The 19,259-nt window shown below is 61.0% G+C and carries 16 protein-coding genes, 4 tRNA genes and 1 pseudogene; 15 read left to right on the plus strand and 6 right to left on the minus strand.

Annotation, left to right across the window (positions count from 1 at the left end):
• Positions 1–565: 565 nt before the first annotated feature.
• The 6 genes from TK42_RS21640 (at position 566) to TK42_RS21665 (ending at position 6,499) form a co-directional block, all read left to right on the plus strand.
• Positions 566–2,215: an AMP-binding protein gene (locus tag TK42_RS21640; RefSeq protein WP_103735084.1), complete on the plus strand. Its 1,650-nt coding sequence runs from the start codon at positions 566–568 to the stop codon at positions 2,213–2,215.
• A gap of 30 nt (positions 2,216–2,245) precedes the next feature.
• Positions 2,246–2,689, plus strand: coding sequence for a hotdog fold thioesterase (locus TK42_RS21645; protein ID WP_078820736.1), 444 nt, complete (start codon positions 2,246–2,248; stop codon positions 2,687–2,689).
• Positions 2,690–2,786: 97 nt separating this feature from the next.
• Entirely contained in the window at positions 2,787–3,590 is an 804-nt protein-coding gene (locus tag TK42_RS21650; RefSeq protein ID WP_103735085.1) for an alpha/beta fold hydrolase, read from the plus strand.
• Positions 3,587–4,441 carry an alpha/beta hydrolase gene (locus tag TK42_RS21655; RefSeq protein ID WP_032877078.1) on the plus strand — a complete coding sequence of 285 codons (855 nt, stop codon included), beginning with the start codon at positions 3,587–3,589 and terminating at the stop codon, positions 4,439–4,441. The genes TK42_RS21650 and TK42_RS21655 overlap by 4 nt, the downstream gene beginning before the upstream one ends.
• Before the next feature lie 102 nt (positions 4,442–4,543).
• Positions 4,544–5,362 carry a DUF4892 domain-containing protein gene (locus tag TK42_RS21660; protein ID WP_078820738.1) on the plus strand — a complete coding sequence of 273 codons (819 nt, stop codon included), beginning with the start codon at positions 4,544–4,546 and terminating at the stop codon, positions 5,360–5,362.
• A 72-nt stretch (positions 5,363–5,434) separates the two neighbouring features.
• Positions 5,435–6,499, plus strand: coding sequence for an AI-2E family transporter (locus TK42_RS21665; RefSeq protein ID WP_005786630.1), 1,065 nt, complete (start codon positions 5,435–5,437; stop codon positions 6,497–6,499).
• A 454-nt stretch (positions 6,500–6,953) separates the two neighbouring features.
• Here TK42_RS21665 and TK42_RS21670 read toward each other — a convergent pair whose 3' ends face one another.
• Positions 6,954–7,988: a HAMP domain-containing sensor histidine kinase gene (locus TK42_RS21670; RefSeq protein ID WP_103735086.1), complete on the minus strand. Its 1,035-nt coding sequence runs from the start codon at positions 7,986–7,988 to the stop codon at positions 6,954–6,956.
• The gene (locus TK42_RS21675; protein ID WP_032877075.1) at positions 7,988–8,752 is read right to left on the minus strand and encodes a response regulator; all 765 of its coding nucleotides are present in this window, start codon (positions 8,750–8,752) and stop codon (positions 7,988–7,990) included. The genes TK42_RS21670 and TK42_RS21675 overlap by 1 nt, the downstream gene beginning before the upstream one ends.
• Before the next feature lie 257 nt (positions 8,753–9,009).
• Between TK42_RS21675 and pyrF the strand changes: the two genes are divergently transcribed.
• Positions 9,010–9,708: an orotidine-5'-phosphate decarboxylase gene (pyrF, locus tag TK42_RS21680; RefSeq protein WP_005786636.1), complete on the plus strand. Its 699-nt coding sequence runs from the start codon at positions 9,010–9,012 to the stop codon at positions 9,706–9,708.
• 61 nt (positions 9,709–9,769) lie between these two features.
• Here the strand turns inward: pyrF and TK42_RS21685 are convergent, their stop codons facing one another.
• Positions 9,770–10,777: an NADP-dependent oxidoreductase gene (locus TK42_RS21685; protein ID WP_103735087.1), complete on the minus strand. Its 1,008-nt coding sequence runs from the start codon at positions 10,775–10,777 to the stop codon at positions 9,770–9,772.
• A gap of 228 nt (positions 10,778–11,005) precedes the next feature.
• On the opposite strand from TK42_RS21685, the gene TK42_RS21690 reads away from it, so the two are divergent.
• The 4 genes and pseudogenes from TK42_RS21690 to TK42_RS27435 all read left to right on the plus strand — a co-directional run bounded on the left by TK42_RS21690 (position 11,006) and on the right by TK42_RS27435 (position 15,461).
• Positions 11,006–11,767: an SDR family oxidoreductase gene (locus TK42_RS21690; RefSeq protein WP_032877073.1), complete on the plus strand. Its 762-nt coding sequence runs from the start codon at positions 11,006–11,008 to the stop codon at positions 11,765–11,767.
• 200 nt (positions 11,768–11,967) lie between these two features.
• Positions 11,968–13,380: a PLP-dependent aminotransferase family protein gene (locus TK42_RS21695; protein ID WP_032877072.1), complete on the plus strand. Its 1,413-nt coding sequence runs from the start codon at positions 11,968–11,970 to the stop codon at positions 13,378–13,380.
• Between the two features lie 995 nt (positions 13,381–14,375).
• A pseudogene (locus TK42_RS27430) lies at positions 14,376–14,555 on the plus strand (HAMP domain-containing protein); the annotation flags it as partial.
• 201 nt (positions 14,556–14,756) lie between these two features.
• Positions 14,757–15,461, plus strand: coding sequence for a methyl-accepting chemotaxis protein (locus TK42_RS27435; protein WP_371920282.1), 705 nt, complete (start codon positions 14,757–14,759; stop codon positions 15,459–15,461).
• A 35-nt stretch (positions 15,462–15,496) separates the two neighbouring features.
• On the opposite strand, the gene TK42_RS21705 is transcribed toward TK42_RS27435, so the two are convergent.
• Both TK42_RS21705 and TK42_RS21710 read right to left on the minus strand, forming a co-directional pair.
• Positions 15,497–16,309, minus strand: coding sequence for an alpha/beta fold hydrolase (locus TK42_RS21705; protein WP_032877070.1), 813 nt, complete (start codon positions 16,307–16,309; stop codon positions 15,497–15,499).
• Between the two features lie 135 nt (positions 16,310–16,444).
• Positions 16,445–17,203, minus strand: a complete 759-nt coding sequence (locus tag TK42_RS21710) for a hypothetical protein (RefSeq protein ID WP_005786648.1) — start codon at positions 17,201–17,203, stop codon at positions 16,445–16,447.
• Between the two features lie 369 nt (positions 17,204–17,572).
• Between TK42_RS21710 and TK42_RS21715 the strand changes: the two genes are divergently transcribed.
• The 4 genes from TK42_RS21715 (at position 17,573) to TK42_RS21730 (ending at position 17,987) form a co-directional block, all read left to right on the plus strand.
• Positions 17,573–17,648 (plus strand) — tRNA-Glu (locus TK42_RS21715).
• A gap of 3 nt (positions 17,649–17,651) precedes the next feature.
• Positions 17,652–17,727: transfer RNA gene (locus tag TK42_RS21720), tRNA-Gly, on the plus strand.
• Between the two features lie 105 nt (positions 17,728–17,832).
• Positions 17,833–17,908: transfer RNA gene (locus tag TK42_RS21725), tRNA-Glu, on the plus strand.
• Positions 17,909–17,911: 3 nt separating this feature from the next.
• A tRNA-Gly gene (locus TK42_RS21730) sits at positions 17,912–17,987 on the plus strand.
• Positions 17,988–18,159: 172 nt separating this feature from the next.
• On the opposite strand, the gene TK42_RS21735 is transcribed toward TK42_RS21730, so the two are convergent.
• Positions 18,160–19,239, minus strand: coding sequence for an ArsO family NAD(P)H-dependent flavin-containing monooxygenase (locus tag TK42_RS21735; RefSeq protein ID WP_103735089.1), 1,080 nt, complete (start codon positions 19,237–19,239; stop codon positions 18,160–18,162).
• Between the last annotated feature and the right edge of the window lie 20 nt (positions 19,240–19,259).

Here is a 19,259-nt window from a genome sequence, read left to right on the forward strand (position 1 = left end):
TGGGCCTGTGGCGAGGGAGCTTGCTCCCGTGACGACCTGTAAGTCGCCGAATCGATATCTGATGTGCTGGGGTCCAAATGTGGGAGGGGGCTTGCCCCCGATGGCGGCCTGAGGGCCGGCCAGGATGTTGGATCAAATCGAGTACATATCCATTGCTGCGGTAACGGCTGATATTGGTTCCGCTCTTACAGCGGGTCACTTTCGAAAAGCGCGAAAGTAACCAAAGCGCTCTTGCCCCACCACTCGGCACCTCGCTTAGGCTCGGTGTGCCCGTAATCCGCCATGGATTTGGGGGGCCGCCGCCACGCGCCATCCATGGCGCGGGGCGGCTAAACCGGCATCCCTGCCGGTTTACCCCCCAAATCCCTGTCGAATTCCGGCCAGCGTGGTTTGACGGGGCGCCTGAGATCAAGAGCAGATCAAGATCAAGAGCGGCTCGCTTCGCATCGTGGTTACGGTTGGCTGTTCTGTGTTCCCTGAGAAATGGTTGGCTTTGTGTGTGCTATACAGTCAGCCAAGCAAGTGCTTGGTTGGCTGTATCTCGGATCACAAAGGAGCGCGTCCCATGCCTGTCGCTTTTCGTTTGCCGTTGCAGGTCTTCTTCGAGCGTGAAGCGCGGCACCCGCGTAAGGTTTTTCTGGTGCAGCCCATTGACGGTGGCGAGGTGCAGACCCTCACCTGGGGCGATGTCGGCCACCAGGCCCGGTGCGCTGCCCACTGGTTGCGTGCACGTGACTTGCCCCAAGGTTCGCACATCGCCCTGATCTCGAAAAACTGCGCACACTGGATCATCGCCGATCTGGCGATCTGGATGGCCGGGCACGTTTCGGTGCCGCTTTATCCCAACCTCACCGCTGACTCTGTCGCCCATGTGCTGACCCATTCCGAGGCGGCGTTGGCGTTGATCGGCAAGCTCGATGACTGGCCGGCAATGGCGCCGGGTGTGCCAGCGGGTGTGCCAACCATTAGCCTGCCGCTGTGCCCGGCGGGGACGTTCGATTTCAGCTGGGCGGACCTGCAAGCCTGCTCACCGATCCAGGACCACCCCGAACCCCTTGGCTCGACACTGGCCACCATCGTCTACACCTCCGGGACGACCGGTTTGCCGAAGGGTGTGATGCAAACGTTCGGGGCACTGGGCTTCGCTGCCACCCGCGGCACCGAGTTGTTCGGCCTGGGGGAGGGCGATCGGTTGCTGTCCTACCTGCCGCTGTGCCACGTCGCCGAACGCATGTTTGTGGAAATGGCGGCGATCTACACCGGGCAAACCGTATTTTTTGCGCAAAACCTGGATACCTTCCTGCAAGATTTGCGCAGGGCACGGCCGACGGCCTTGTTTGGCGTGCCACGTATCTGGACCAGGTTCCAGTTGGGTGTCTACGCCAAGATCCCGGAAAAACGCCTCGACACCCTGTTACGCCTGCCTTTTATCGGCAAGCGCGTCGGTCATAAAGTGCTCGCGGGACTGGGGCTGGATGCACTGCGTATTGCCCTGTCCGGTGCGGCACCCGTGCCCGAGGCGTTGCTGGGTTGGTATCAGCGCCTTGGCCTGGACGTGCTGGAGGTGTACGGCATGAGCGAAAACTGCGGCTATTCCCATGTATGCCGCCCCGGTGCACAGATGCTGGGTTGGATTGGCCTGCCCTGCCCAGGCGTAGAAGTGCGCATCGACCCATCAGGCGAAGTGCAGGTACGCAGCGGCGCGACCATGCTGGGCTACTTCAAGGACCCGCAAAAAACCGCTGAGACCCTTACCGAAGATGGCTTCCTGCGTACCGGCGACAAGGGTGAGCAGGACGCAGACGGCCGTCTGCGCTTGACCGGGCGCCTCAAGGAGATTTTCAAGACCAGCAAAGGCAAATACGTGGCCCCGGCGCCGATTGAAAATCGCCTGGCCGAACATGCACGCATCGAACAGGTGTGTGTAGTCGGCGAGGGGCTTGGCGCACCGATCGGGCTATGCGTGTTGTCGGCACAGGGCCAAGCCCGCCAAACGCTTGAAACCCACCTTGACCACTGGCTGGCACAGGTCAACGCCGGGCTGGATAAACATGAGCGCTTGCGCCAATTGGTGGTGGTGAAAGACAACTGGGCGGTGGAAAACGGCTTTCTCACGCCGACCTTGAAGATCAAGCGCAACGTGATCGAGTCGACGTACGGGCCACATTTGCACACTTGGAGCGAGCGCGCTGAAACCGTTCTGTGGCAGGATTAGGATCGTAATAAAACCAACAAGGACAACCCTATGAGCCTGTGGCGCACCCAACCGAATATCGAACAACTCAACGCGATCCAGAAAAACACCATCGGTGAGTTGCTCGATATTCGTTTCGAAAGCTTCGACGAGCACTCCCTCACTGCCAGCATGGTGGTCGATCACCGCACCCATCAGCCCTACGGCCTGCTGCATGGTGGCGCCTCGGTGGTGTTGGCCGAGAGCGTCGGCTCCATGGCTGCTTACCTGTGCATCGACGCCAGCAAGTTTTATTGCGTGGGCCTTGAGGTCAATGCCAACCACCTGCGTGGCGTGCGCAGCGGGCGGGTGACGGCGGTGGCCAAAGCCATTCATATCGGGCGCACCACACAGGTATGGGATATCCGTCTGAGCAGCGATGATGGCAAGGCCAGTTGCGTCTCGCGCCTGACAATGGCCGTGGTACCGCTGGGCGAAAACCCGCCGGCACGATAGGCGTGGCGTGAGTGTCATCATTCCTGGCAGTTACAGTCATTGCTGTAGGCGGCCGGTATGGTGACAATCAACCTCTGTTTTTATCGATGGAACCTGTATGTCGCAGCACGTGTTTTTTACCCACGCCAATGGCTTCCCTTCGGCCACCTACGGCAAGCTGTTTGCCGCGCTGGCCCCGGAATATACGGTGGCGCATCTGCCCCAGCACGGTCACGACCCCAGGTTCCCGGTGGATGATAACTGGCAGAATCTGGTGGACGAGTTGATCCACCACCTTGAGCAACAGCCGGAACCCGTGTGGGGCGTCGGCCATTCCCTCGGTGGCGTGCTGCATTTGTACGCGGCCATGCGTTGCCCGCAGTTGTACCGTGGCGTGGTGATGTTGGATTCGCCGGTGCTCACCCGTGCCGACCGCTGGGTGATCCGCGCCGCCAAGCGCTTTGGTTTTATCGATCGACTGACACCGGCCGGACGTACCCTTGGCCGGCGTGAAGAATTCACCGACCTGGACACCGCACGCAGCTACTTCTCCGGCAAAACCCTGTTTCGTGGCTTCGACCCCGAATGCTTTGACGCGTATTTGGAGCATGGCTTGCAGCAAGTCGGCGACCGCCTGCGCCTGCGCTTCGACCCGGCCACCGAAATCAGCATCTACCGGGGCGTGCCGCACACCAGCCCGGGCCAGGTACGCCAGCTGAAAGTGCCACTGGCCGTGGTGCGTGGTCGCCAGAGCCGAGTGGTCATGCGTCACCATGCCAGCGGCGTCGGCCGCTTGCCCATGGGCGAAATGCTCACTATGCCAGGCGGTCATATGTTCCCCCTCGAACGCCCCCAGGACACGGCTGCCTTGATCAAGAACCTGTTCGCCCGCTGGCAAGCCCGCGAGCGCAGTTGCGCATGAGTACACCGGTCGAAGAGGTTCGCCTGAGCCTGGGGCATATCGAATTGGCCGCGCACCTGTTCGGGCCCGAGGATGGCCTGCCAGTGATTGCCCTGCATGGCTGGCTGGACAACGCCAACAGTTTTGCGCGCCTGGCGCCGAAGCTGCACGGGTTGCGCATCATCGCTCTGGATATGGCTGGGCACGGGCATTCGGCCCATCGCCCGGCAGGCGCCGGTTACGCCTTGTGGGATTATGTCTACGACGTGCTGCAGGTAGCCGAACAACTGGGGTTGAAACGTTTTGCATTACTTGGCCACTCCCTGGGCGCCATCGTCTCGCTGGTGTTGGCCGGGGCGCTGCCGGAGCGAGTGACGCACCTGGGTTTGATCGACGGTGTGATCCCGCCGACCGCCAGCGGCGAGAATGCAGCCGAGCGTCTGGGCATGGCCTTGCAGGCGCAACTGAACCTGCAAGAAAAGCGCAAGCCAGTCTACAACACCCTCGAAAAAGCGGTTGAAGCGCGAATGAAGGGCGTGGTGGCAGTCAGTCGTGAAGCGGCGCAACTGCTGGCCCAGCGCGGTTTGATGCCGGTACCGGACGGTTACACCTGGCGCAGCGACAGTCGCCTGACCCTGGCATCGCCGATGCGTCTGACCGATGAACAGGCCATGGCTTTTGTGCGTCGCGTCAGTTGCCCGGCGCAGTTGGTGGTGGCGGCTGACGGCATGTTGGCGAAACATGCTGAATTGCTTTCTCAGCTACCCTTCAGCGTTACTACGCTGCCAGGTGGCCATCATTTGCACCTGAATGATGAGTCCGGCGCCGCTCTTGTTGCAGACTGTTTCAATCGGTTCTTCTCCACGCCTTGACTTGGCGGGGTCAACTGCCGAGGCTGGGCGGATTGAAAGGGAGTCAACCATGAACACACTCAACATCGCTGTGACCTCCATTGGCCAGGGCCTATCGATCCGATGAGCCTGGGTAAAGGATGTATCCGTGCCCTTGGCCTTTGCTGTTTCAGCCCCCTGGTGTTTGCCGCCGATATACCCGGCAGCCAGGATTTACCTGCTGTGTCCCGCCAGGTTGACGCGCAAATAGTCGACTATCGCCCCGCTGAAGAGAAGGAACGCATCTACCCCATGGGCGCGATCCGCAAGATCAGCGGCCAGTTGCGTTACGAAGGCCAGGCCACCGCGCGCGGCCAGGCCACTGCAATCACCTATGAATTGCCCGCGGAGCACAGCTCCAGCGCCGCCTTTACTGCAACGCGCGAAGCTTTGCAGGCCAAGGGCGCGCAGCTGTTGTTCTGGTGCCAGGCCCGCGATTGCGGCGAGAGCAGCCTATGGGCCAATGAAGTGTTCGGCAACGCCAAGCTGGTGGGGGCCGATGGCCAGCAGGAATACCTGCTGCTGCGCCTGGCCGCCCCGCAGAACAACTCGCTGGTCGCGCTGTACGGCATTACTCGCGGCAACCGACGCGCTTACCTGCATGTGGAGCAACTCGATGCCAGCGCGCCCTTGGGCGATCTGCTACCCACCTCGGCCACCCTGCTGCGAGAGCTCAAAAGCACGGGCGAGCTGGATCTCCCTGCATTGGCCGCCGAGCCTGATGACACCTGGCTGACCTTGATTTCCCGTGGGTTGAACCTTGATACCACCTTGCGCGTGAGCCTGACCGGCCCGAAAGCCGAGGCCTGGCGCCAGGCCCTGGTCGACAAGGGCGTGCGCGCCGCACGCCTGGAAACCGGCAGCGGTGACGCTAAGGGTTTGCACCTGCATCTGATACGCTGACCGTTACAAGGCGAACGGACCCGTGCCGTTCGCCTAAGCTCTCTTCCTACAGCCTTATTCTCGAGATACCCGATGCTCAATAACGATCGCCTGCTGGTGCAAATCCTGCTGCTGGTGCTGTTTGGCGCCAGCTTCTGGGTCATGGCGCCGTTCTGGTCGGCGCTGTTCTGGGGCGCGGTGCTGGCGTTTGCCAGTTGGCCGCTGATGCGTTTGCTCACTCGCTGGCTGGGCGGGCGGGAGTCTCTGGCTGCCGGCATCCTGACCCTGGGCTGGATGCTGCTGGTGGCGGTGCCGCTGGTGTGGCTGGGGTTCAACCTGGCCGACCATGTGCGCGATGCGGTGGCGCTGATCAAAGACATTCAGGTCGACGGCTTGCCCGAGGCGCCGACCTGGTTGGGCTCGATCCCGTTCGTCGGCGAGCGCCTGGTGGCGATGTGGGACAGCATTGACCAACAAGGCGCGGCGCTGATGGTCAGCATCAAGCCGTACCTCGGCCAGGTCGGCAACTGGTTGCTGGCACGCAGTGCGCAAATTGGCGGCGGTATTCTTGAGCTGACCCTGAGCCTGGTCTTCGTGTTCTTTTTCTACCGTGATGGGCCGCGCCTGGCGATGTTTGTGCACCGTCTGCTGGAACGGCTGATCGGTGAACGTGCCGGCTATTACATCGAGCTGGTGGCCGGTACGGTGCAGCGGGTGGTCAATGGTGTGATCGGCACTGCGGCGGCCCAGGCCTTGCTGGCGCTGATCGGCTTCCTGATCGCCGGCGTGCCGGGTGCGCTGGTGCTGGGTATCGTCACTTTCCTGCTCAGCCTGATCCCCATGGGCCCGCCGCTGGTGTGGATTCCGGCCACGGCCTGGCTGGCGTGGAAGGGTGACTACACCTATGCGGTGTTCCTGGGGGTATGGGGTACGTTTGTGATCAGCGGTGTGGATAACGTGCTCAAGCCGTATCTGATCAGTCGTGGCGGTAACCTGCCGTTGGTGATTGTGCTGCTGGGGGTGTTTGGGGGGTTGATCGCCTTTGGCTTTATCGGGCTGTTTATCGGGCCGACGCTGCTGGCGGTGGCGTACAGCCTGTTGACGGACTGGAGCGCTACCCAGGCGCAAGTGCGTCGTGACGACAAGCCGTGTAATTGAGGGGCTAGGCATCAGGATGTGATGCGACGCTGCACCTGTGGGAGGGGGCTTGCTCCCGATGGCGGCCTCAGGGCCGACCAGGATGTTGGATCCGACTGAGTACATATCCGTTATTTGGGTAACGGCTGATATTGGTTCCGCTTTTACAGCGGGTCACTTTGGAAAAAGAGCCCCAAAGTAACCAAAGGGCTCTTGCCCCACCACTCGGCACCTCGCCTAGGCTCGGTGTGCCCGTAATCCGCCATGGATTTGGGGGGCCGCCGCCACGCGCCATCCATGGCGCGGGGCGGCTAAACCGGCATCCCTGCCGGTTTACCCCCCAAATCCCTGTCGGATTCCGGCCAGCGTGGTTTAGCGGGGCGCCTAAGATCAAAAGCAGATCAAGAGCGGCTCGCTTCGCATCGTGGTTACCGTGGGTGCGGCAAGCTGCACAGTTGTATAGAAGGGAGAAGCCTCAGCCCCTCGGCAACCACATCACTGCAGTCAACCCACCACCCGGCGTGTCCTCCAGGCTCAAGTGCCCGCCAAGCCGCTCGACGGCCTCTCTGGCAATGGTCATCCCCAAACCGACCCCTCCGGAATTGCGGTTGCGCGATCCCTCCAGCCGAAAGAACGGTTCGAACACCGCCTCGCGTTTATCGGCGGCGATTCCCGGGCCGTTATCGATCACTCTGATCACCAGTGCGCCACGGCTGTCGGCCAGTTCTACCCGGGCCATGCCGGCATAGCGCAGCGCGTTGTCGATCAGGTTGTTGAGGCATGAGCGCAGGGACATGGGCTGCACTTGCAAAGGCGCGCAGGTGCCTGAGAATTGCACGTCGCAGCCCTGGTCCTGGGCGTTCTCGCTGAGGGACTCCACCAGTGCCTGAACGTCAAGCCAATGCCGCGTTTCGCTGGTGCGTTGTTCATGCAGGTAGCTCAGGGTGGCGTCGAGCATATCGATCATGTCGTTCAGGTCCTGACGCATCTGGCCTTGCAGCTTGGTGTCTTCGATCTGTTCCAGGCGCAGTTTGAGGCGTGATAACGGGGTGCGCAGGTCGTGAGAGACCGCACCGAGCATACGTGCCCGCTGGCTGACTTGTTCGCGGATGCGCTTTTGCATCAGGTTGAAGGTCGAGGCCGCTTGCCTTGCCTCGCGCGGGCCGGATTCCACCAGCGGCGGGCTGTCGAGGTCGACGCTCAAGCGCTCGGCTGCGGCACTCAGGCGCTGGATCGGCCGGCTAAGCAGCTTGGCGCCGTACCAGGCTGCAATGATCAACGAGATGAATTGAAACGTCAGCGGTACCAGCGGGCCACCAAACCAAGGGCGAGGTTCCTTGCGCAGCGGTTTGAGGGTGCCGTCCGGTTGTTCGACGAACGCCTGGGGAGGCGGAGGCGGTGGCCGGCCGTAGTGGTGAAACCAGAAGAGCGCCAGCACGTGGGCCAGCACAATGGCCACCAGCAATAGGCCGAACAGTCGCCCGAACAGCGTATTGAAGGTAGCGCGCATCAACCGATATCCCGGGCGTCGAACAGGTAGCCTTCGCCGCGTACGGTCTTGATCAACTGCGGGGCCTTGGGGTCATCCCCCAGTTTCTGGCGCAGGCGTGATACCAGCAAGTCGATGCTGCGATCAAAGGCTTCGATGGAGCGACCACGGGCCGCATCCAGCAGTTGCTCGCGGCTCAATACGCGGCGCGGGCGTTCGATGAACACCCACAGCAAGCGAAACTCGGCATTGGACAGCGGCACCACCAGGCCGTCATCGGCCACCAACTGGCGCAGTACGCTGTTGAGGCGCCAGGTGTCGAAGCGGATGTTGGCCCGTTGCTCGGTGCGGTCATCGCGCACCCGGCGCAGGATGGTCTGGATACGGGCCACCAGCTCCCGGGGCTCGAATGGTTTGGACATATAGTCATCAGCGCCCAGTTCCAGGCCGATGATGCGGTCGGTGGGTTCGCAGCGGGCCGTGAGCATCAGGATCGGAATGTCCGACTCGGCACGCAGCCAGCGGCACAGCGACAACCCGTCCTCGCCCGGCAGCATCAGGTCCAGTACTACCACATCAAAGGTTTCGGCTTGCATGGCTTGGCGCATGGCGGTGCCGTCGGTGACGCCCGAGGCCAGGATATTGAAGCGCGCCAGGTAGTCGATCAGCAGTTCGCGGATCGGCACGTCGTCGTCGACGATCAGCGCACGGGTGGTCCAGCGCTTGTCTTCGGCGATCGTCGTGCCTTTAGGCTCTTCGTTTACGGGGACGGAAGGGGTCTGCATAGTGCGATCATCTGCCTGAGTAGTGCTGTCAGCATAGGCGCCCAGCGCCGTGGCTGGAAATGCTGGGCGTGCGATAGTGTGCGAGGCTAGCCGGGCGGCGTGTTGAGGGCGTGTCGTGAATGTATCGACTTTGAAACAAGTGCTCGAAATCGCGTGTATCGGGCACTTGATCAGTATTTACCGATCATCGGATCCCGCAACGGCGCTGCTTGCGCTACAATCCGCGCCGATTTCGACTTGCCTGAGAGCCCATTCCAATGTCCGTCTGCCAGACTCCTATCATCGTCGCCCTGGATTACCCCACTCGTGACGCCGCACTGAAGCTGGCTGACCAGTTGGACCCCACGCTATGCCGGGTCAAGGTCGGCAAGGAACTGTTCACCAGTTGCGCGGCGGAAATCGTCGGCACCCTGCGGGACAAAGGCTTCGAAGTGTTCCTGGACCTGAAATTCCATGACATCCCCAACACCACGGCAATGGCCGTGAAGGCTGCGGCCGAAATGGGCGTGTGGATGGTCAATGTGCACTGCTCCGGCGGCTTGCGCATGATGAGCGCGTGCCGCGAAGTGCTGGAACAGCGCAGCGGCCCCAAACCGCTGCTGATCGGCGTGACCGTGCTGACCAGCATGGAACGCGAAGACCTGGCCGGTATTGGCCTGGATATCGAGCCTCAGACGCAGGTATTGCGCCTGGCGGCTCTGGCGCAGAAAGCCGGCCTCGATGGCTTGGTATGCTCGGCCCTGGAAGCCCAGGCCCTGAAGAACGCCCACCCGTCGTTGCAACTGGTGACGCCGGGTATTCGCCCGGCGGGCAGCGCGCAGGATGACCAGCGCCGTATCCTGACCCCGCGCCAGGCCCTGGATGCCGGTTCGGACTATCTGGTGATCGGCCGTCCGATCAGCCAGGCGGCGGATCCGGCCAAAGCACTGGCGGCGGTGGTTGCCGAAATCGCCTGAATGTCCCCGATATTAATGTGGTAGCGGGCTTGCTCGCTCCCACATTTAGATCAGCAGTGCGTCAGACTACTTTTAAAACCAACTTCCCGAAGTTCTCGCCGCTGAACAGCTTCATCAGCGTTTCCGGGAAGGTCTCCAGCCCCTCGACAATATCCTCCTTGCTCTTGAGCTTGCCCTGGGCCATCCAGCCGGCCATTTCCTGCCCGGCCGCTGCGAAGTTCGCCGCGTGGTCCATCACCACAAACCCTTCCATGCGCGCACGGTTGACCAGCAACGACAAGTAGTTGGCCGGACCTTTGACGGCTTCCTTGTTGTTGTATTGGCTGATCGCGCCGCAAATCACCACGCGGGCTTTGAGTGCCAGGCGGCTGAGCACGGCGTCGAGAATATCGCCGCCGACGTTATCGAAATATACGTCCACGCCTTTGGGGCACTCGCGTTTGAGGGCGGCGGGTACGTCTTCGCTTTTGTAGTCGATGGCGGCGTCAAAGCCCAGCTCATCGAGCAGGAACTTGCACTTGTCGGCACCGCCGGCAATCCCCACCACGCGGCAGCCTTTGATCTTGGCGATCTGCCCGGCGATGCTGCCCACGGCACCCGCGGCGCCGGAAATGACCACGGTGTCACCGGCTTTCGGCGCACCGGTCTCCAGCAGGGCGAAGTAAGCCGTCATGCCGGTCATGCCCAGGGCAGACAGGTAACGGGGCAGGGGCGCAAGCTTGGGGTCGACCTTGTAGAAACCACGGGGCTCGCCGAGGAAGTAATCCTGCACGCCCAGGGCGCCATTCACGTAGTCCCCCACCGCGAAGTTCGGATGGTTCGAGGCAATCACCTTGCCGACGCCCAGCGCCCGCATCACTTCGCCGATGCCGACCGGCGGGATGTAGGACTTGCCCTCATTCATCCAGCCACGCATGGCCGGGTCGAGGGACAGGTATTCATTGCGTACCAGGACCTGGCCGTCGGCAGGCGTGCCCACCGGCACTTCCTGGTAGGTGAAGGTCTCTCGCGTGGCCGCACCGACCGGGCGTTTGGCGAGCAGGAATTGGCGGTTGGTCTGGGCGGTCATGGCAAGGACTCTTTGGAAATGAATCATGAGTGATAGCCCTTCAGTGACGCCAGGGCAAGGTTGTCTGCGGGAGGCGAATGCCCGTCGATAGGCATCGCTGATAACCATCCCGGTAGACTTATCACTGCGATTCATGCAGCGCTAACCCGCCGTCTGATAGTGCTGACGCGCTGATCCCTGTGTTGGCTAGACTCGCGCCACCGTTACCACTCCCATAGGACAGTTCCCATGAGCATGACATTTTCTGGCCAGGTCGCCCTGGTAACCGGCGCCGCCGCGGGTATTGGTCGCGCCACTGCGCTGGCGTTCGCGGCCGAAGGCTTGAAGGTGGTCGTTGCCGACCTCGACGTGGCGGGGGGCGAGGGGACTGTTGCGCTGATCCGCCAGGCCGGCGGCGAAGGGGTGTTTGTGCGTTGCAACGTCACGCTCGAAACGGACGTACAGCAATTGATGGCGCAGACGGTCGCCATCTATGGACGACTGGACTATGCCTTCAACAACGCCGGGATTGAGATCGAGAAAGGCAAGCTGGCCGACGGCAGCCTGGATGAGTTCGATGCCATCATGGGGGTTAACGTCAAAGGCGTCTGGTTGTGCATGAAGTATCAGTTGCCGCTGTTGTTGGCCCAGGGCGGCGGAGCAATCGTCAACACGGCATCGGTGGCCGGGCTGGGGGCGGCGCCGAAGATGAGCATCTATGCGGCGTCCAAACACGCAGTGATCGGCCTGACCAAGTCGGCAGCCATTGAGTATGCGAAAAAGAAGATCCGCGTGAACGCGGTCTGCCCTGCCGTGATCGATACCGACATGTTTCGCCGCGCCTACGAGGCCGACCCGCGCAAAGCCGAATTCGCGGCGGCCATGCATCCGGTCGGGCGCATCGGCAAGGTTGAGGAAGTCGCCAGCGCCGTATTGTACCTGTGCAGTGATGGTGCCGCCTTTACCACCGGCCAGTCACTGGCGGTGGATGGCGGCGCGACGGCGATCTAGGACGGCAAGTCGCACGGCATTCGAAAATAGGGCGAGGTGCTGTGGGGCGTTTCCATAGGGGGCAGTGGGCCGTGTTCGAATATGTATCAGTAGGTAAATAATCCAATAAAATCAATACTTTAATAAAACTTGGCAGCAAGTTTTGGCGGGCTTCTGTGCTTAACTGTTTTGGGTTAACAAACAGTTGAAGTGAGTGGCGCATGGATTTAGGGATCGATCGACAAGCCCTGGTACCGGTTGTTCAGCAAATCGTCAGCGCGGTGGCCCATTGGATTCGCAAGGAAGGAGTGAGCCCTGGAACGCGCTTGCCGTCCATTCGGCAACTGGCCCTCGACAACCTGCTGAGCCAGTCCAGCGTGATCGAGGCGTTCGAGCGGTTGGTGGCCCAGGGCCTGTTGGCTCCGAAGCACGGCTCGGGTTTTGTGGTGGCGCAACCCGCCACTGACCAGGAACGCCACTGGTACGAAGGCGCGGAGCAACTGTGGGGCGCTTTTACCGATAGCCCGCTGGGCGAGCTGAAGCTGGGATGCGGCTGGCTGCCGGACGCCTGGCGCGAAAGCGATGACATCAGCTATGCGATCCGCGAACTCAGTCGTACCGATACCGGGGCCTTGTTCAATTACAGTACGCCCTTGGGGCTGCCGGTGCTGCGCGAACAACTGCTCAAGCGCCTGACCCAGATTCACATAGCCACCCGCCTGGACTGTATTCTCACCACCCATGGCGTCAGCCATGCCCAGGACTTGCTGATACGTACCTTGCTCAAGGCTGGTGATGAGGTTGTGGTGGAAACACCCGGGTATGGCAACCTCTATCGCCAGTTGGCGTTGCAGGGTGTCACGCTGCTGGAGGTTCCGCGCGCCCGTGGCGGCCCGGATATCCCAGCCTTGGAGATATTGCTGCAAACCCATCGGCCCAAGTGCCTGTTCATCAATAGCCTTTATCACAATCCCACCGGCACCAGCCTGTGCCGTTCGGTGGCGCAGCGGTTGTTGGAACTGGCGCGAGAGCGGGATTTCCTGATCATCGAAGAGGATGTCTACGGCGACCTGCAACATGCCAGTTGCACGCGCTTGTCGGCGCTGGACCATAATGACCGGGTGATCTATGTGTCGAGTTTTTCCAAGACCCTGAGCAGCGCCCTGCGCGTGGGCTACCTCTGCGCCAGTGCCACGCTCATTGCGCAATTGGCTCACCTCAAGACCCTGACGGGGCTCGGCACCTCGCGCTTTGCCGAAGCCATGGTGGCAACCTTGTTGAGCAACGGCACTTACCGTAAGTGGGTGCAGCGCCTGCGCAAGCACCTGAATGCGCAGATGGCTGCGACTTTACAGGTGCTGGAGGATGAAGAGTGGCAGGTCTTTGCCGTTCCCGCAGGGGGCATGTTCCTGTGGGCGCGACCGGGCATCCCGGACCCATCACGGCTGCAGGCCTGTGCACGGCGGCTCGGCGTGCTGCTGTCGCCCGGCGCGCTGTTCAGCCCCACCGGGGAGCGTAGCGACTGGCTACGCATCAATGTGGCCTATGCAGGGGATCAGCGCGCACTGGCGTTGTTCCGTGCCATGGGGCCGACCAGATCGACCTCGACCATTCTGAAAACGACGGGCATGTAGCTTTTTGCCATTATTGCGACGCCAGCGGCTTGTGTTCGGGGCCTCGGGGTTGCCACTCTCACTGCTTGTAAACCTGGTTTATGGCATCTGCCATTGCAAGAGGATCAAGTGCAATGATTTGGGGCGTGCAACGACGATTCGCCAACCTTGGCATGGCAAAAAAACTGGGCTTGGGTTTTACCTTGGTACTCCTTCTGACGGCCCTGGTAGCGGCGATCGGTGTGGGGTCCCTGCACACCGTCGGTCAGCGCTTTGATGGCCTCAAGCAGATGTCTTCGCTCAATAGCGAGCTGCTCAAGGTGCGCGTGATCGAGCAGAACTACGCGCTGCACGCCGACCCCAAGGCTGTTGACGCCCTGCATAACAGTGTTGACGCGTTGCTGGCCCAGGCCATCAGCCTCAAGGCCCGGTCCGTCATCAACGAGCAGGTGATGAGCGATGTCGAGCAAGCTTTGATCGCCTATCGCAAGGCGTTCGATGAGTTCGTCGACTTGACCCAGGCCAAGGACCTGGCGCTGGAAATGGCCAGTTGGTCGGTGTCCAGCGTGGCGAATAACCTGGACGTGTTGCAAGCGGGCCTTGCTGACGATGGTGCCTATGGCCTCAAGGAGAGCCAGGGCAAGGAGGGCGCCGAGTTTATCGAGCAGGCGGGGCAGGTCAGCCAGGTGTCGCGCCTGATGCTGCAAGCCATGAACGAAGCGCGAGTGCGCCTGGATCAGAGCCGCAAGGCTGAAACAGACGACGGCGCACAGGGCAAGATCGAGCAGGCCGACCAGGCCCTGGCCGAGGTCGAGAAGTTGAAAGCCAGCGTCAAGGACGCGGGCTACCAGACCGTACTCAACGAAGTCAGCGGGCATATCGCGTCATTCAGTGAAAAGCTCGGCGAGTACATCGGGCTGCTGGCCCAGGAAAAGCTGGTCTACACGCAGCTGCATGATCGCGCCGAGCAAGTGGTCAGCCAGGTCAATCAGGCGTACGCCGCTGAAGATCAGTCCATGCAGGCGCAGTTGCAGCACAGCACGCTGCTGATCATCGCTTCCTCCGCCTTGGCGTTGCTGGTGGGCTTGATTGCTGCTTGGCTGATTACCCGTTTGATCGTTGCGCCGTTGCGCAGCGTGATCGCCGTGGCCCAGCAGATTGCCTCGGGTGACCTGAGCGGGCGCATGGAGGTCAGCCGCCGCGATGAAATTGGCCAATTGATGCAAGCCATGCAGCAGATGAGCAGCGGTTTGAGCCAGATGATCAGCGGGTTGCAGGCCGGCATTGAACAACTGGCCAGTTCCGCGCATTCGCTGTCCAGCGTTACCGAACAGACCAACCACGAGGTCAACAGTCAGAAGGAAGAAACCGAACAGGTTGCCACGGCGATGAACCAGATGACCGCCACGGTGCACGATGTGGCGCGCAATGCCGAGCAAGCGGCGCAAGCTGCACAGACGGCGGATGCCAAGGTCGACAGCGGCCAGCAGGTGGTGCGCATGAGCTTGCAGCGTATCGAATTGCTGGCCACGTCAAGCAACAGTGCCAGCGCGAGTATCGAAAGCCTCAGCGCAGAGATCCAGAACATTGGCGCCGTGCTGAGCGTGATCAATAGCGTGGCCGAGCAGACTAATCTGCTGGCCTTGAACGCCGCCATCGAAGCGGCGCGTGCCGGTGAGCAGGGGCGTGGCTTTGCCGTGGTGGCCGACGAGGTACGGGCCCTGGCCAAGCGCACCCAGCAATCGACCGAGGAGATCGAACGGCTGGTCAGCACCTTGCGCAGTGCGGCGCAGTCGTCGGTGCAGCAGATCCAGCAAAGTGGCGAACTGGTGAAACTGGCGGTCGGTGATGCGCTGGAAACCGAAAGTGCCTTGGGCAGCATTGCGGCCGCCGTGTCACTGATCCAGCAAATGAACCAACAGATCGCCGCCGCCGCCGAGGAGCAAAGCTCGGTGGCCGAAGAGATCAACCGCAGCGTCACCAGTATTCGGGCAAGTGCCGATCATTCGGCGCTGAGTATGCAAGGCAATGCAGCATCAAGCGTCCAGCTGGCGCAGTTGGGCGTGGAACTCCAGGGGATGGTGGGGCATTTCCGCCTGTGATCGCCGCTGGGGTGCGGCGAGCAAGGCGAAGGGGGTCAGGCGTTGTTGGCGAGGAAGGTCAGCAGTGCTTCGTTGACGAAGTCCGGGTTTTCGCGGCTTGAGATATGCCCGGCCTCGGGGATCAGGATCAGGTCGCAACCAATCAGTCCGGCCATTTCCTCGGATTCGGCAGGTGGGCGGGGGGTGTCTTGCTCGCCGCACAATATCAGGGTGGTGTCGGCGTCCAGACGCGGCAATTGCTCCAGGATATCTTCACGGCTGAAGATCAGGCGGCCCAGCGGTACGATGCTATCGAGCAGGCGTTCGCGGGGGAATCCCTGCAGGGATTTGCGAAAGTCCTGATACAGCGCCGATTCACGGTCGATGTTCGGGCGAAAGAAGATCGGTGCGATCACATCCAGTAGCGGCTCGGGGATGGCGCCGGCGTCTTCGATCATCTTGAACAGCGAGAAATAATACTGGCGAGTCGCTTCAGGTTCGGCGCCGAGGTAGGTGTCCATCAGCACCACGCTGTTGATGCGCTCGGGCGCCAGTAGTGCCAGGCGCGCGCCCCACATGCCACCGACCGACAGGCCCACCAGGTTGATCTGCTCGACGTCCAGGTGATCCAGCAGCGCCAGGGCCTGGCGAGCCAGATCATCCAGGGACCGGGTTTGCGTGGGCATCGGGCCCGACTCGCCATGGCCCCACAGCTCGGGGACTATTACACGGTATTGCTGGGACAGCGCTTCAATCTGCGGCGTCCACATGTCGCGAGCCCATAGGTAACTTGAACCAAGCAATACGACCGGGCCGCTGCCCTGGTCGAGGTAATGCAGCGGTTGTCCATCAATCACGGCAACAGGCATAGCAGGCCTCTAACTTCACGGAGTGAGGGGCACTTTTTTACGCTAGTCGGGGGCGGGGGGATAGATGCAAAGTGATGGCATATGGTGTGAGGGTGCCATCCAACTGACACCCCTCCCACGTTATTGACTGGGCTGTCAGTCGTAGATAGCTTTCTTTTTCCACTCGGCGTCGGCATCGACGACCTTCAAACCTTCGGTCAGCTCGTTGACTTCGTCTTCTGCCGGTTGGCTGTTGGTCAGCACCGTGGAGTTGGCGCGGGCCAGTTGTGACTCCAGCAGTTGCAACTGTGCGCTGTAGAGCACCGGTTCCGGTTGTTTGCGCAAGTACTGCACGCCGCGTTCGAACGCCAGGCGCGCCTGGCCGGGCTGGCCTTGCAGCAGGGCATGTTGGCCGAGGTTGTTGAAGAACTCGATATGCAGCAGTACCAGGATATGACGGATTTCCTTGATCCAGTGCTTGGCTTCATTGGTTGGCAGGAAACCGTCCTGGGCTGCGCGGGTGACTTGGCCGTGCAGGGCTTCGAGCAAAAAGCGCACGTCCTTGGCCTTGGCTTCGGTCTGGATCGGCGCAGGTGGGTTGGCCACCGGAATCGATTCGCCCTGGGCGATCAACGCATTCAGCTCGCTGATACGTGCCTTGATTGGTGCGCTGGACTTATTGAGGTTCAACAGGCGCTGGTTGACGTTCAGTTCCAGGCGAGCCAGCAACAGTTTGAGCGCCGGGGTCATCAGTTGGCCGGGGAAAGTCTCGGTGATTTCACCGCAGCGACGCAGGCGATCATTAAGCTCGATCTCGGTACGCTTCTTTTCCAGCTTGTTGTTTTCCACCACGTGGTTCATGTAGCCAATGGCGATCAGTATTACGATCCCGGCTATTACCAGCAGGGTGATCATGAGTGGTGTCACCGGTGTGACCTCTTTATAGGGTTTGCTGTGGAGTGTAGTGACTGGGGCACCCGGCGGATAGGACCGATCGACCAGTTGCCCGGGTAGTTTCTTCTATATAGGTAAGCGCTTCCGAATGGGTGCACATTGCCATCATTTGCCCAGGCAGACTATAACGCCTTGTTGAACGCCAGAATATAGGCGCCAAGGCTCCAGCGGCGACAATGCCCGCACGGGCCGGCAAACCATGGCGAAGTCATTGATTTAAATAAATTTATCCTTGGGGGTTGACGACCTTTCAATCCATCCATAGAATGCGCGCCACTTACAGCGTAAAGCACACAGCGAAACGCGGTAGGGAGTGAATGTTGTACGTGTGTCCCCTTCGTCTAGTGGCCTAGGACACCGCCCTTTCACGGCGGTAACAGGGGTTCGAGTCCCCTAGGGGACGCCATATGCGGGAATAGCTCAGTTGGTAGAGCACGACCTTGCCAAGGTCGGGGTCGCGAGTTCGAGTCTCGTTTCCCGCTCCAATTTACAAGCAGTGTGGCCCTCGGGCGGCATTGAGTGAAACCAGGACCAAGTCTTCGGACGAGGCCTCTGGGCACTGAAATACACACCATGTGTTTCAGTAGCGTGTCCCCTTCGTCTAGTGGCCTAGGACACCGCCCTTTCACGGCGGTAACAGGGGTTCGAGTCCCCTAGGGGACGCCATTTGCGGGAATAGCTCAGTTGGTAGAGCACGACCTTGCCAAGGTCGGGGTCGCGAGTTCGAGTCTCGTTTCCCGCTCCATATTCAACGAAAACGCCGATCAGAAATGATCGGCGTTTTTGTTTGTGCTGAATTTGGCCAGATACGGTTTTGCCGCGTTCAAACGGCCGCATGGGCTTGCGGGCTTGGCATAAAAATCGGGCAAACAGTTCGGACTGCGATTTGATATTGAGCTTGCTCTGCCAAGGCGGTTTCAAGCCGAGGATGAACTGCCCAGAAACGCGGCGATTTCGCTGGCGGTGCTGCGTGCCGTGCGTGTAACGCCGATCAACGTGGCAGAGGCTGAGCCCGTCCACTCGCCGTATCCCACCAGCCACAGCCTGGGCTCTTGCACCGAACGGGTCCCTTCCACGTCAACGCTGCCTTCGGTATTGATGATGCCCAGGGTGTCCAGGTGGGTCAGCGCGGGTCTAAAGCCGGTGCACCAGATCACCACATCCACCACCGATTCGCGGCCATTGGGCCAGACCACGCCGTTGCGAGTGAAGCGCGTGAACGGTCGGACAGCCTTCAGGACGTTGCGCTCGCGCGCTTCGACAACCGGCGGCACCATGACGATGTCTCCCAACCCCCCCACCGGTTGCTCGATGGGCCGGCCCTCCTGTTGGGCTTTCAGGCGTTCGGTGGCGCGTTCGAACAGAACCCGTCCGTCGACCTCGTCAGGCAGGAACAGCGGTTCAGTGGGAGTTACCCAGGTCGCCTCGGCAACTTTGGATACCTCGGCTAGAATCTGTGCGCCCGAATTGCCACCCCCCACCACCAGCACTTTCTTGCCTTTGAACGGCTGTGGCTCGAGATAGTGGGCCGAATGCAGCTGTTGACCGGTGAATTCGTCCGCTCCGGGATAAGCAGGAACGTAGGGGTTGCTCCAGGTGCCGGTCGCGCTGACCACCGCCTTGGCCTCCCAGGATTGTTTATCCGAACGCACCCGCAAGCCTGTGGATGCATGTTCCACGGCTATCACCCGCACCGGACGCTCCACTGGAAACTGGTAGCGTTGTTCATACCGCTTCAGGTAGTCGACAACATGATTACGCGAAGGATATCCATCTGGTGTGGGCGGCATCATCCAGCCGGAAATTGAACTCCAGGTAGCGGGGGAGAACAGCCGCAACGAGTTCCAGCCGTTTCGCCAGGCACCACCCGGTTCTTCCTGCGCATCGAGGATGACGAACGAGAGGGACGTGCGTCGCAGAAAATACGCCACCGTCAAGGCAGCTTGGCCGCCACCGATAATGACCACGTCATAGGGGGCGGGTTGTGAATGGAGCATGACAACGGGTCCTTGATCAA

It is taken from the genome of Pseudomonas sp. GZJR-8, assembly GCF_002916705.1.
In the GTDB taxonomy this organism is placed as follows: domain Bacteria; phylum Pseudomonadota; class Gammaproteobacteria; order Pseudomonadales; family Pseudomonadaceae; genus Aquipseudomonas; species Aquipseudomonas synxantha_A.

Excerpts from the sequence above, each read along its gene's own strand:
- TK42_RS21640 (WP_103735084.1), top strand. The coding sequence starts at position 566 with ATGCCTGTCGCTTTTCGTTTGCCGTTGCAGGTCTTCTTCGAGCGTGAA.
- TK42_RS21645 (WP_078820736.1), top strand. The coding sequence starts at position 2,246 with ATGAGCCTGTGGCGCACCCAACCGAATATCGAACAACTCAACGCGATC.
- TK42_RS21650 (WP_103735085.1), top strand. The coding sequence starts at position 2,787 with ATGTCGCAGCACGTGTTTTTTACCCACGCCAATGGCTTCCCTTCGGCC.
- TK42_RS21655 (WP_032877078.1), top strand. The coding sequence starts at position 3,587 with ATGAGTACACCGGTCGAAGAGGTTCGCCTGAGCCTGGGGCATATCGAA.
- TK42_RS21660 (WP_078820738.1), top strand. The coding sequence starts at position 4,544 with ATGAGCCTGGGTAAAGGATGTATCCGTGCCCTTGGCCTTTGCTGTTTC.
- TK42_RS21665 (WP_005786630.1), top strand. The coding sequence starts at position 5,435 with ATGCTCAATAACGATCGCCTGCTGGTGCAAATCCTGCTGCTGGTGCTG.
- TK42_RS21670 (WP_103735086.1), bottom strand. The coding sequence starts at position 7,988 with ATGCGCGCTACCTTCAATACGCTGTTCGGGCGACTGTTCGGCCTATTG.
- TK42_RS21675 (WP_032877075.1), bottom strand. The coding sequence starts at position 8,752 with ATGCAGACCCCTTCCGTCCCCGTAAACGAAGAGCCTAAAGGCACGACG.
- pyrF (WP_005786636.1), top strand. The coding sequence starts at position 9,010 with ATGTCCGTCTGCCAGACTCCTATCATCGTCGCCCTGGATTACCCCACT.
- TK42_RS21685 (WP_103735087.1), bottom strand. The coding sequence starts at position 10,777 with ATGACCGCCCAGACCAACCGCCAATTCCTGCTCGCCAAACGCCCGGTC.
- TK42_RS21690 (WP_032877073.1), top strand. The coding sequence starts at position 11,006 with ATGAGCATGACATTTTCTGGCCAGGTCGCCCTGGTAACCGGCGCCGCC.
- TK42_RS21695 (WP_032877072.1), top strand. The coding sequence starts at position 11,968 with ATGGATTTAGGGATCGATCGACAAGCCCTGGTACCGGTTGTTCAGCAA.
- TK42_RS27435 (WP_371920282.1), top strand. The coding sequence starts at position 14,757 with ATGACCGCCACGGTGCACGATGTGGCGCGCAATGCCGAGCAAGCGGCG.
- TK42_RS21705 (WP_032877070.1), bottom strand. The coding sequence starts at position 16,309 with ATGCCTGTTGCCGTGATTGATGGACAACCGCTGCATTACCTCGACCAG.
- TK42_RS21710 (WP_005786648.1), bottom strand. The coding sequence starts at position 17,203 with ATGATCACCCTGCTGGTAATAGCCGGGATCGTAATACTGATCGCCATT.
- TK42_RS21735 (WP_103735089.1), bottom strand. The coding sequence starts at position 19,239 with ATGCTCCATTCACAACCCGCCCCCTATGACGTGGTCATTATCGGTGGC.